This window comes from Acinetobacter sp. YH01005, from assembly GCF_013420465.1.
Taxonomy (GTDB): Bacteria; Pseudomonadota; Gammaproteobacteria; order Pseudomonadales; family Moraxellaceae; genus Acinetobacter; species Acinetobacter amyesii.
Map to the genome: position 1 here is coordinate 1 of NZ_VOYA01000037.1, position 12,349 is coordinate 12,349.

12 protein-coding genes are annotated in these 12,349 nt (G+C 41.5%); 6 read left to right on the forward strand and 6 right to left on the reverse strand.

Annotated elements, in window-relative coordinates; all coding sequences use genetic code 11:
• Positions 1–238: 238 nt before the first annotated feature.
• Positions 239–1,036: an alpha/beta fold hydrolase gene (locus FTT72_RS15185; RefSeq protein WP_368856481.1), complete on the forward strand. Its 798-nt coding sequence runs from the start codon at positions 239–241 to the stop codon at positions 1,034–1,036.
• A 44-nt stretch (positions 1,037–1,080) separates the two neighbouring features.
• On the opposite strand, the gene FTT72_RS15190 is transcribed toward FTT72_RS15185, so the two are convergent.
• Entirely contained in the window at positions 1,081–2,253 is a 1,173-nt protein-coding gene (locus tag FTT72_RS15190; RefSeq protein ID WP_180178632.1) for an acyl-CoA dehydrogenase family protein, read from the reverse strand.
• Positions 2,254–2,435: 182 nt separating this feature from the next.
• On the opposite strand from FTT72_RS15190, the gene FTT72_RS15195 reads away from it, so the two are divergent.
• The 5 genes from FTT72_RS15195 to FTT72_RS15215 all read left to right on the forward strand — a co-directional run bounded on the left by FTT72_RS15195 (position 2,436) and on the right by FTT72_RS15215 (position 7,751).
• On the forward strand, positions 2,436–2,693 hold the full coding sequence (locus FTT72_RS15195; protein ID WP_078189264.1) for a succinate dehydrogenase assembly factor 2: 258 nt from the start codon (positions 2,436–2,438) through the stop codon (positions 2,691–2,693).
• Entirely contained in the window at positions 2,686–3,072 is a 387-nt protein-coding gene (locus tag FTT72_RS15200) for a hypothetical protein (protein ID WP_180003461.1), read from the forward strand. The genes FTT72_RS15195 and FTT72_RS15200 overlap by 8 nt, the downstream gene beginning before the upstream one ends.
• Positions 3,073–3,592: 520 nt before the next feature.
• The gene (locus tag FTT72_RS15205; protein ID WP_168379121.1) at positions 3,593–4,657 is read left to right on the forward strand and encodes a hypothetical protein; all 1,065 of its coding nucleotides are present in this window, start codon (positions 3,593–3,595) and stop codon (positions 4,655–4,657) included.
• 43 nt (positions 4,658–4,700) lie between these two features.
• A complete protein-coding gene (gene rrtA, locus FTT72_RS15210; RefSeq protein ID WP_180178633.1) occupies positions 4,701–5,273 on the forward strand; it encodes a rhombosortase in 573 nt (190 codons plus the stop codon).
• 192 nt (positions 5,274–5,465) lie between these two features.
• A complete protein-coding gene (locus tag FTT72_RS15215; RefSeq protein ID WP_180178634.1) occupies positions 5,466–7,751 on the forward strand; it encodes a TRAP transporter large permease subunit in 2,286 nt (761 codons plus the stop codon).
• An 87-nt stretch (positions 7,752–7,838) separates the two neighbouring features.
• On the opposite strand, the gene FTT72_RS15220 is transcribed toward FTT72_RS15215, so the two are convergent.
• From FTT72_RS15220 to FTT72_RS15240, 5 genes are all read right to left on the reverse strand, one after another.
• Positions 7,839–8,714, reverse strand: coding sequence for a DMT family transporter (locus FTT72_RS15220; protein WP_180178635.1), 876 nt, complete (start codon positions 8,712–8,714; stop codon positions 7,839–7,841).
• Positions 8,715–8,780: 66 nt separating this feature from the next.
• Positions 8,781–9,218 (reverse strand): hypothetical protein, encoded by a 438-nt coding sequence (locus FTT72_RS15225; RefSeq protein WP_180049281.1) that lies wholly within the window; start codon positions 9,216–9,218, stop codon positions 8,781–8,783.
• Between the two features lie 15 nt (positions 9,219–9,233).
• Entirely contained in the window at positions 9,234–9,443 is a 210-nt protein-coding gene (locus FTT72_RS15230; RefSeq protein ID WP_180178637.1) for a YheV family putative zinc ribbon protein, read from the reverse strand.
• Positions 9,444–9,483: 40 nt separating this feature from the next.
• Positions 9,484–11,523 carry a M3 family metallopeptidase gene (locus FTT72_RS15235; protein ID WP_180178636.1) on the reverse strand — a complete coding sequence of 680 codons (2,040 nt, stop codon included), beginning with the start codon at positions 11,521–11,523 and terminating at the stop codon, positions 9,484–9,486.
• Between the two features lie 74 nt (positions 11,524–11,597).
• Positions 11,598–12,182 carry a hypothetical protein gene (locus FTT72_RS15240; RefSeq protein ID WP_111885424.1) on the reverse strand — a complete coding sequence of 195 codons (585 nt, stop codon included), beginning with the start codon at positions 12,180–12,182 and terminating at the stop codon, positions 11,598–11,600.
• Between the last annotated feature and the right edge of the window lie 167 nt (positions 12,183–12,349).

Consider the following 12,349-nt stretch of genomic DNA (forward strand, 5'->3'; position numbering starts at 1 on the left):
ATAATTCAAGTGAATTTGTTTGAAAGAAGAACTTTAAAAGCTTTATTTTCACCCGATAAAATACCCATAAAACAAGAGGAAGCTCAAATGAGCTTCCTCTTGTGAAAAATTGTGGGACAGCAGTGGCATCATGCTCCTTTTTTTGCTTTAGATATGTGACTTTAGGGTTTTATTTGATGCGCTTTATTTGTTGAAAAATATATGATGTTGAAAACAAGGAAAAACACACAGGGTTAATGTGAAGAATCAAGAACATTCAGAATTTATAAAATTAAATGATTATGAGCTATATACCAAAGCTTGGCAGCCTGAAACAGCAGATAAAGATGCAACTTTGGCCCCGATTATATTGATGCATGATTCACTGGGGAGTGTGGATTTATGGCGTGATTTTCCTGCGCAATTGGCTGCTGAGTCTGGCAGAACGGTGATTGCCTATGATCGATTGGGTTTTGGCCGATCGTCAGCGAATCCTCATCTATTAAGTACAGATTTTGTCTATGCTGAAGCGCGGCAGGGCTTTAAGGCACTTCTTCAACATTATTCCATTCAACAGTTTATCGTGATGGGGCATAGTGTTGGCGGGGGAATGTCAGTCGTGATTGTCAGTGAATATACTGAACAATGTTATGGTCTGATTACCATAGCTGCGCAGTATGAAGTGGAAGAACTGACATTATCGGGTATACGTGAAGCCAAAACAGGTTTTGCGCAGCCGGGACAGCTTGAACGCTTGGCTAAATACCATGGGGATAAAGCCCAATGGGTTTTGGATGCTTGGACGGAAACTTGGCTTTCACCAAGTTTCCGTCAATGGAACCTCGAAGATTATGTTGGAAAAGTACAGTGTCCAAGCTTGATCATCCATGGAGAACTGGATGAATACGGGACGACAGCACAAGCTCAGAAACTTTTTTCGGGTATAAAAGCTGATGCAGAGCTAGAGATTTTGGAAGGGCTTCATCACATGCCGCACAAAGAGCAACCCGCATTGGTCGCTGCATTAATCTGTGATTTTGTGAATGATTTAAGTTGATATCGAAAGAATGAAAAAAGCCCATCATCTGATGGGCTTATTTGTTATAAAGAGCGGGAAATCAGCTCTTTCATAATTTCATTGGTACCGGCATAAATACGATTGGCTCGATTGTCAATATAAGCCCGTGCAATTGGATATTCAAGCATATAGCCATAGCCACCATGCAACTGCAGACATTCATCCACGACTTTGGAAAACATTTCTGAAATTTTGTATTTAGCAGCTGCGGCTGCGTCAATACCGAGCTGTTCCACAAGTTGCAGCTCCATACAACGGTCTAGATAAGTTCGACAAAAATCGATTTCAGTGCGTAGCTCTGCCAATTTAAAACGGGTGTTTTGGAAACTAGATACGGTCTTGCCAAATGCCTTACGCTCTTTGGTGTATTGAACAGTGTGCGCAAAGGCTGCTTCTGCACCGGCTTGGCAAATAATCGCGACCAACATACGTTCCCAAGCCAATTCCTTCATCAGCATCATAAAGCCCATACCTTGCATGCCAAGTAAGTTGCTTTTAGGGACGCGGACATTGTCAAAGAACAGTTCACAGGTATCCTGACCTTTCATGCCAATTTTGTTTAAAGGTTTGCCTTTACTAAAACCGACGCGATCTGCCTCGACGATAATTAGCGATAAATTGGCTGAACCTTTTTCACTATTGCCTGTCTTGCAGACCACAATTGCCATGTCACATAAATAGCCATTGGTGATAAAGATTTTTGACCCATTAATAATATAGTCATCACCATCTTCTGTAGCGGTTGTGCGTACGGCTTGTAGGTCTGAACCTGTGCCCGGTTCGGTCATTGCGATGGCAGTCACGGTTTCGCCAGATGCCATTTTCGGCAGCCAATGCAACTTTTGTTCTTCATTGCCAAAGTTATGAATATAATTGGCCACGATGTCGGAGTGCAGTGAAAAGCCGGTAGAGGAGTCCATAGCATAGGCCTGCTCTTCAATCAGAATCATGCTATAGAGTCGGTCTACACCATAGCCGCCATAAGCTTCGGGCATGGTCGGGCAAAGCAAGCCCATGGCACCGGCTTTATTCCATAAGTCACGGTCAACGTGTTGCTGATTTTCGTATTTTTCGATATTAGGTATGACTTCTTTTTCATAAAATTTTCGTACTGTTTCACGAAATGCATCATGTTCTGCATTAAATAATTGACGTGGCGGCATGTTGTTGAGTGGGCGAATCGCTCCAGATTGCATTTTGAATATCCTATTCATTTTTATGGCTTTGTCTTCAACTTATAAGATGCAGCGTGTGACTGCAATGTGCAGAACATTCAAAAGCAAGAATTGCGATGAAGCATTCGGTCAATCTTTGAAAACACTCCACTTCAATGGGGTGGATGAGTTACACTAGACGGGTTCAACGATTGGGGAAGACAATGACTGATGAAATCAGCTTAGAAGAGCGTAAAGTAATCTACCGCGCACGTCGTGGTTTAAAAGAGATTGATGTTTATTTTGATCCCTACGTCAAAAATTACTATTTACAAGCCGATGCAGCTGAAAAAGACATGTTTGCAGAACTCGTTGCTGCAGAAGATCCAGATTTGTTGGATTGGTTTATGGAAGTTAGTGAACCGCCACGTCCTGAATTAAAAACGTTTATTCAAAAATTAAAACATTACGTTCATGGATAATCGGCAATTCAAACTGAAACGCAGTTTTTTATCGCATGCGTTTCAGTTTTTTATTTTTGCGGTATTGATGACGCTGCTTTATCAGTTACTAACACCTATGCTTTGGGGGGTATTTTTCCTCATTGGACTAGTGGTTTATGTACTGTTTTTCCGTAAGCATTTACACGTCGCCAGTCTAGATTATTTGGATGGAACTGATTGGTCTTTGCAACGGCTCAACCGTCCAGTGCAACGCGTTCAAATTAGCCATATTTTGGATCATCAAATGTATATCGTGGTGTATTTTATGCATGCGCGTGCAAAACCAGTGATTATTTGGCGCGATCAATTGTCATTGAAACAGTGGAAATCACTCAAAGTATTGGCCAAAATGATCTAATTGTTAGACAGCCTTAATTTTTAAAATTCAATAAAATGAAAATATTTCATTATCTTATATTGCAGGTAAAATAATCTTGTCTGACAGGATTGGATTTTATTGGCAAAATATTTAAATTGTCTGACAATTTTAAGCTGTGCGGTGATTCTCTGCCTATATATTAGCCTTACCAACAGCCGTTAAAGGAAATCATCATGATGATGCCAACTTGGATGTTTCTGGTAATAGCGATTGTGTTAGCAATTGTTATAGGACGACTAGGAACAGTGCTGAAGGAACAGTTAACTCAAAAATAAGCAGTCAAACGCTTTCACAGTTAATAAGTAGCATGTGCCGAACCGTCGCTATGCTACTTTTTTTTTGCCTAAAATTTAGTCTTTCTAAAAAATCAGTCAATTGCATTCAGCGTGATTCATGGCACAGTGTGTCGTTCAAATTAGAGCAAATACTCTTTTATTCATTTTTTGCTTCTGATATGTTTGTCGTGATGGACATAAACACAATTATAGAGGACAGGAAAATGTCGAGCGTCCAAAAAATATGCCAGGGTGTGGCAGTTGTAGCAATAACAAGTACATTATTCGCGGGTTGTTCACAGGTTGTAAAAACCGGTGCTAATGTTGCACTCGGATTTACCGAAAAACATATTGTGCCACCAATTTTAGCCATGGAAGATGCTGAAATGGTGTGTAATTCAGGTAATTCATTAACCCCAGCCATTATGGCCACCAAAGATATGGGCGCAGACCCAACACGTGTGGCTGTGTTGATGTATTCAGCAGCAGGGATTTGTGCAGAACAAAAAGCCTTGGATGCAGAGTTACGTTATTTACGTGCATCTAAAGCTAACCAAGTAACCGAAGCACAGGATGCCCGTGTTGAGCAAAAGCGTTGGGCGGCACTTGCGGCACAGCGTCAATATACCGGCTATCAATTATTTCAAGATCGTTTTGAAAAGAAGTATAAGAAAAGTCTAGGTGAAGGCTGTCCAAAAATGAACAGCGACATTGACCAAACAGTGTATATGTTGGGAATGTTAAGTGGCTTACAGGCCATGACCAATGATATTAACTCAGGTGGGGCGGTAAACGTTCCGAAAGACATTGCTGCGATTGTTGAACGCGGTATGGTGTGTCTGAATAATGAAAAATTCTGGGGCGCACCAAATGCAACCCGCGCTGTGATCTGGACTTTACTGCCGGGTGCTGGAGATGGAAAACCTGATCCATACCAAACCTTAAAACAATCCGCGCAAATTGGTGAGCAAAAAGGCGTGAGACTATCTCATGCGTTATATGCCGTTGCTGCACAGGCCAGTGGCGATGATGCGAAAATCCGTGATGCCTTACGTACCTTTGCACAAGCGCGTAGTGATGAAAAACCTGTTAACCCACAATTTAAACTCATCGATAGTATGGCTGAAAGCATGGTGAAAGGGATTTCAGATCGTTATTGGACTGAACATACAGGCGTTCGTACGGCTGATGATGGTATGGAACATTTCTGGGATGAAAGTGCCAATAGTTCTGAACTCGATGATTTGTTTAGTGGTGATATTGAAACCAGTGGCACAGCTGCAAATTAATCTTTGCAATAGCGTTTAAAAGTGAGGTACAGGAGGAGCGAAAATGAAACTACAATTTTTAATACCGAAAATTGTCTTTCTTGCCGTATTCGTTTCGATCTGTGCCTCGCTACAGGTATTTAAAGATTATTTTATCTATTGGCAAGATGATTTATTTCATGACTTTTGGCGCTTATGGACTGCCCATTGGGTTCACGTCGGTTGGATTCATTTTGCTTTAAATATGTTGGCCTTTATCTGCTTACCGTTTATTTTTCCAAGAGTTTCAATATGGCACTTTGTTGCCATCTTATTGATTTTATCCCCTTTAATCAGTCTAAGTTTCTATTTTTTCCTCCCCGATATTGAAGCCTATGCAGGATTATCAGGTGTCTTGCATGGCGCTTATGTTGCAGTCGCTTGCGTACATTTAATGTATAAGCGGGAGCGGAATTTTGCAGCCTTTGTCCTGTTGCTGATTTTGGCAAAATTGGTGTGGGAAAATACCGTGGGGAACACCGGAACGGCAGAATTAATAGGAAGCCCCGTTTTAGTCGAAGCCCATTTATTGGGGGTGATTTGGGGCATTGTCATCGCCGTGTTTTATCTTATTGGTAATTATTTCTGGGATCGCTAGCGCACTTTAGGTGATTGGGTTGACAAAAAAAACCGAAAAGAAAAATACATATTGTCATTTTAATGTTTTGAATATTGATGCAAATTTAAACGTAATAATAAAACAGTTAGGTCAGGGAAAGGAACTTCTCGAGCCGATAAGGAAAAGGATGCTTAGCCCCGCTAGGCTCCAAAATAAAAAATAGGAAGACTCATGCAAAATGATGCACAAAACAGATCCGGCATCGTCGGGCTGTTAAGGTATGTCTGGACAGAATGGATTTCGACTCTAGTCGTGTTGATCTTGCTTCTGCTTACATTGATTATCGGGACAGGGGAGATGATTCATGGTCAGCTTCTGCGTACTGGTGAGCGTTTGTATGGTAATGAAAGCATTGGGATGCAGTATTCATTTTTACGTGCAGAACCGACCAAGCCAGATTGTGACCGCCACCCAGATGTAGAAAAAATGGTGCAAACGCAAATGAAAGCCAATGCGGCCGACGAATTTGCTGACATTTTTGGTACAGCATCTGAGAATGACGTTCGTTCGTCTATTTTAGCGAGTGTGCAGCAGTGTGAAGAAAAGTATCAATTTTATGATAAAGCCATGCAACATATGGAGAAGCATCCGAGTATTCGCGCCTATCGTAATTTTGAAACAAGCTTCTTCGGTATCTTTAAATTTGGTACTGAAAATCGCGCCATTTTGTTGATTTTTATGGTGGTTATAGCTGCGATTAGTGCGACATTGAAAATTCATCATATTGGTCTACGCGGTCCTGCAACCAAGAAGGATTATCGTGTTTATAGCCTGATGATGAGCTTCGGTAATGGACTGTTAACCTACTCAAGTATCAGCCAATTCAATTCAGTGAAAAATTCGGGAGTTCCAATGACCACCGAAACTGAACTGATTTATTGGATGTGGATGACGCTGTTCTCAATCCTGACATTGATCAGTGTTTTGCAATTGTTTAGTCCGCCAAAAGATGCCAAAGAGGGCGGTAGTCTTAGTTTCGCGTTCCTAAGCGTGCCTTTATATGCGTATATGGCGTTGATTACAGGTATCGCCTTTATCTTCTTTATGGACTACCCGATGGGGCAAGGCATCTATTTAGGGCAATTGGTCGAGTTTTCAAGTATTTTCCTGAATCTAGCGTTATTCATTTGGGCGGGTATGTTGTTGAAGCAAACCCGTGTCGTAGATTTATTCTTGAATATTTTACGCCCATGGAACTTAGCTCCTGAGACTTTAACATGGCTGATTTTAATCGCAGCAGCATTGCCTACAGCCTATACTGGAGCATCGGGGATCTTTGTCATTGCGGCAGGCGCGATTATTTATAAGGAAGTGTGGAACGCTGGCGGACGCCGTCAATTTGCCTTGGCTGCAACAGCAATGTCCGGTTCGCTTGGGGTGGTTTTACGTCCATGCTTATTGATTGTGGTTGTTGCATCGCTAAATAAAGAAGTGACCACGGATCCGCTTTATCAATATGGTATTTATACGTTCTTGCTGACATCTACGATGTTTTTAATTGTGTCGTTATTTTTTGCAGAACATAAGTTCCGTATTGCTCAAGCCAATGTGGCAGCGCCGCAGTCAGGACGTGCCTTCTTAGCCGTTATTCCTTATATTGTGATTTTCGTGCTGATTTGGATGTTCTATAAATATTTATTGAATACAGATTTAAATGAATTTACTGCACCAGTCATGATGCCTGTTATTCTGCTGATGATCGTTTTAGTGGATAAATTACGTCATCAGCCAGCACCATTGTCAGCAGTTGGGCATTGGGATGAAACACTAACAGCAAATTATAGTGCGAATGCTGAACCTGCTTTAGCCGGCGCACAGGTTGCACATGCAGAATACCGTGAAGGATTACATGGTAATAGCACAGATGATGGGCAGGCTGCGAATCATACAGTGGCTCAATCCAGCTCTATGCAGATTCTACGTCAAGTTGGTTTTTGGAAGTCGATGCATATTTCGACCAGTGAAACCGTTGGACATATCGGTGCTTTGGTTATTTTGATGGCGCTTTCGGTAAGCGTTGGTGGATTGCTAGAGCGTACTGAAGTCATGAGTTTATTCCCAACTGATATCAGCAGTACTTTTTTGGTTATCACATTGATTGTCGGATTGATGGTCTTTGTGGGTATGATTATGGATCCGTTTGGCGCAGTCATTTTAATTTCTGCAACTATTGCTCCTGTAGCCTATCAATACGGTATTCATCCTGTGCATTTTTGGATGATTACACTCATTGGTTTTGAGCTAGGTTATGTTACGCCTCCAGTTGCATTGAACCACCTCTTGGCCCGACAGTCGATAGGGGATGCTGAAGTCAATGAAGCGGATGCTGAAGTTCGTCACTTGTCGTTTTATTACCGTTATGAACGTTGGATTTTGCCGCTGATTGTGCTGTTCCCTGCAATGTTGATTATTGCGTATCTGCCGTATTTCTTTAAGCTGTTTGGTTGGTATCAATAAATTAATTTTGAAGCATTAAAAAAGCACCTTCAGGTGCTTTTTTATTGAATAAGGGGCTGTGCATTTGATGGTAAATGGTTTGAATCTTTATGACTTTTTAAACTTATTTTGTAGGATTGGACTACAGAGCAAAATCGCTAAAAATATAAAAGCAAAGCCGAATAGGCTGTAAATGTCTGGCAGTTCCTGCCAAAGAACAAAGCCCCAAATACCTGCAAAAATAATCGTGATATAGTTCACGGGGCCAATTTGACCTGCGGGTGCGAGCTTATAGGCATTGGACATAAAAATTTGACTGATATTGGCCAAAAGTCCCGCTGTAATCAGAAAAGCTAACTCTTTTAAACTATAGGGACGCCAAAGCCAGAACATCGGGATCATGGAAATGAGTGTGCCAAAAAAGCAGAAATAAAACACGATGCGTTCAGGTGGTTCAGTTGCAGTAAGGGCACGGACAGTGACAAATGCCATGGCTGCCAAGAAGCTTGCGCTCAGTCCGATGAGTGATAACTGATTGAACATTCCTGCATCGGGCTTTGCGACGAAGAGCACGCCGATTAAACCAATGACTGCGGCAATGAGCATACTCAGGGTCATTTTTTCTTTTAAAAATAACCATGCAATTAAGGGGATAAAGATCGGTGAGGAATAGGTGAAGACCATGGCATTGGAGAGTTTTAAGTGTGCGATGGCATAAAAAAAACCATACATTGCCACTAAGCCCACGATTGAACGCCAGGTATGCATCCACAGTTTTTCAGTTCTAAAAAACCTGCTGCCTTTTTGTAGGATCAAAGGGAGAAAGATCAATAAGCCAACCGCATTGCGAAAAAATACGATGGTGGCATTATCTACTGTGTGAGATGCGTAGTGTATACAAACCCCCATGATGGAAAAAAGCAGCGCTGATAGCATGAGAAAGCCAATTGCTTTGGGGATATTTTGTGGTGTAGTAGTGGACATAACAAAAAGGCTAGAAAATCTGATGATATTCTAGCCTATAAGTACGCATGGTGTAGCAGAAGTCGGTTATTTTGCTTGTTGTGCTAACTGTGCTTCGAGTAATTTAATTTGTTCTTCTTTCAGTTTAATCAGTTCATCTGCATCTGAATGTTGCTGTTTTAAACTTTGCTCCTGATCATTCAATTGTTGTTGAATGTCATCTAATTTGGCAATTTCTTCTTTGGCTAAAGAGGCATTTTCAGGCACAGCTGCATCTAAAATGTCTTCTTCGACCAATTTAATGGTGTCAGTCTCTGCGGCAGGGACTGATGCTTCAGTTTCAGATTGGACTGGGACTGCAACAGGCGGTTTAGCCGGTGCAGCGACCATTTCTTCTTGAAGTTCAGATTTATCTGCTGTACTGCTGCTTAACCATTGATATGCAAAAAAGATAGCAATCAATAACGTTAAGCCCCCAATGATTCCAACTAACAGTTTTGGATTATTTCTTTGATCTTCTGTCATTTTTGACCTTAATTTTTATTTAGACTGACGTGGCTTAAATTGGATCACACCGATATCGTCTGGCACGGCGGGTTGTTCAGGTTGATCGACATGAGTCGGTCGATTTTCACTGTAACCACAATCAATGCATTCGATCCATTCGTCTTCGCCAGAGGTCAGCATGACAACCCGGTCCATCGCTTGGCATTTTGGACATTTTGCACCTGCAATGAAGCGTCGTTTAATGGTCATCATACTTACCTTGAATCTAACTAAGGTCCTTAGTTTAAGCGTTTTTAGATGCGTTCGTCCAACCTTGATGACGCAGCAAAGCATCTATTTTTGGCTCGCGTCCGCGGAAATTGATAAATGCGTCAAGTGCCGTATCTTTTCCGCCAACTGCTAGAATAAATTGTCTAAACGACTTGCCAGTCGAAGTATTAAAAATTCCTTCATTTTCGAATCGGTCGAAGGCATCACTCGCCAAAACCTCTGCCCATTTGTATGAATAATAACCAGCAGCGTAGCCACCTGCGAAGATATGACTGAAACCATGTTGGAAACGGTTGTACGAAGTGGTGGGTGCAACCGCATATTTTTGACGAATATCATCTAAGGTTTGTTGGATGCTTGCAGCGTCCAAAGCAGGGTTAGCCTTATGGATATTTAAGTCAAACATGGCAAATTCAATTTGACGTAAAGTTTGCATCCCTGATTGGAAGAAACGCGCATCTTGCAGCGCTTTAAGCAGGTGTTCAGGCAGAGTGTCTTGGTTTTCAATATGCGCACTCAGCATATCTAAACTGTCTTGATCCCAAGCCCAGAATTCCATGAATTGGCTTGGTAATTCCACCGCATCCCAAGCGACACCGTGTGTACCTGCCACAGCAATATTATCCACTTCGGTCAGCAGGTGATGTAAGCCATGTCCAAATTCATGGAATAGGGTGATGACTTCATCATGCGTTAAAAGCGCGGGTTGATCTGCCACAGGTGGGGTAAAGTTACACACCATATAGCAAATTGGTTTTTGTAAACCTTGTGCCAATTGCATGCGTGAACGGAAACCACTCATCCATGCGCCGCCGCGTTTGCCTGTACGGGCATATAGATCAAAGTAAAAACCACCAATCACTTGACCTTGATCTTCAAGTTCAAAATAACGTGCATCAGGATGCCAAACAGGGGCAGCGCGCTCAATAATATCGACATCGTATAAACGCTTGACGATGCTAAATAGACCTTCAACCACTTTCGGTGCAGGGAAATATGGTTTTAACATTTCTTGTGAAAGGTTAAATTGCTGTAATTTTAATTTTTCAGAATAGTAGCCTGTATCCCACGGTTGTAAGGTATCAATCCCATCTTGGGCGGCAATGGCTTTGAGTTCGGCAATTTCTTGTTCTGCAGGTGCACGAGCATGTTCTGCCAGTTCACGCAGGAATTGATCGACTGCTTCGACACTTGGTGCCATTTTGCTGGCAAGGGATAATTCTGCATAGTTGTTAAAACCGAGCAATTGCGCCATTTCTTGACGTAAACGCAAGATTTCTTCCATGATCGGGGTGTTGTCAAATTCAGACTGGGCTGATTGATCGGACGCGCGAGTAGTGTATGCCTGATACAAGGTTTCGCGCAAAGCACGATCATCGGCATAGGTCATAATGGCTAAATAGGCAGGAATATCCAGTGTTGCCACAGCTTGTTCCAATTCGCGTTGCTGACCATATTGTTTCAGCAATTCAACGCTGCTTGGCGGTAAACCTTTGAGCTGATCTTCGGACAATACTTTGTAATAGGCTTGGGTGGCATCCAACACATGATTGGAAAAGTCTGATGACAGTTGCGATAAACGCGCTGAAATTTCAGCATAGCGTTTTTTAGCTTCACCTTCTAAGGCCACACCTGACAGTTTAAAGTCGCGCAATGCCAGTTGAATTGCGCTTTGTTGTGCAGCAGGCAAATCTTTAAAGGTGTTGGCGTCGTGAATATGTTGATAGCTTTGATACAACACCGTGTGCTGACCCAATTGAGTGTAGTAGTCGCTTAAACTTGGTAACAGCGCTTGATACACTTCGCGGGTTTCAGGATTATTCATGACCGCATTTAAATGTGACAGCACGCCCCATGCTTCGCTCATGTTATTTTCGAGCTGATCAATCTGTTCTAAAACATTTAATTGCGCCGTCGTATTTTCAGGTACTGCAGTCAGATTATTTAAAAAGTTTTGTCCCTGCTGAATGGCATGCTCAATTTTTTGTTTTAAATCTGCCAGGGTAATTTGATCAAATTGTGGAACAGGCAAAGTTGCCTTTTCTAATGTCATGTCGGTCTGCCGATTTATTTCCTGTGTTATTTGTAGAAGTAAGGCTTCTAGAAGGATAAATCAAGCCTTGGGTGCTATTTATTCGCTCTTGTTTCACCGTGGATAGATTGAATATCTTGGATGTAGGTGCCAAAGCGCCCCTCAATGACCGATAATTTTATGAATAGATTTTGATTTTTGTAGTGTTCATATTCATCTACATTGATTCGAAACATACCAGTAGAGTCATACGGTGTTTCAATAGAATAGTAGACACTTCCTTTTTTACCATGTTTTTTAACAGCGCTTGCTTCCAATGTCACCACAGTAGGTGTACCCAAAACTAGGGTATGAAGCAGAGGAGGATAGACAACTAGATTTAAGTAAAGAAACAGAATTACAAAAATAGGGAAGAGGAGTAAAAAATAGAATTTTGGCTTTTTTTGTACATTTGTCCATGTACGTGGAATGATCCATTGTCCGTATCTATGCAGAACATAAAAGTAGATCAAAACAGCCAAATAAATCAACGTTGCAACAATGAAGGCTGTGATTTTGACTTGATTTGTTGGGGTGAAGTCTATAAAAAAGAGAGCAATCAGTGCTGAAATACTAAGTACAAAGACTAAGCATATTACATATTCATGGTAATAGTATTTAGTAATTTTCTGTGATGTCATGATTTTTAAGTGGTTTATTTTTATAGAGATATATTAAATGAAAAAGGGAGCCAATCAGCCACTGCTGTCCCATAGTTTGCTTTAAATAAAAAAACCTGAGTCCTAACAGTTAAAATATGAGTGCAAACAAACACTTTAACGACCAGGATTCAGGTTTTGTCACATCA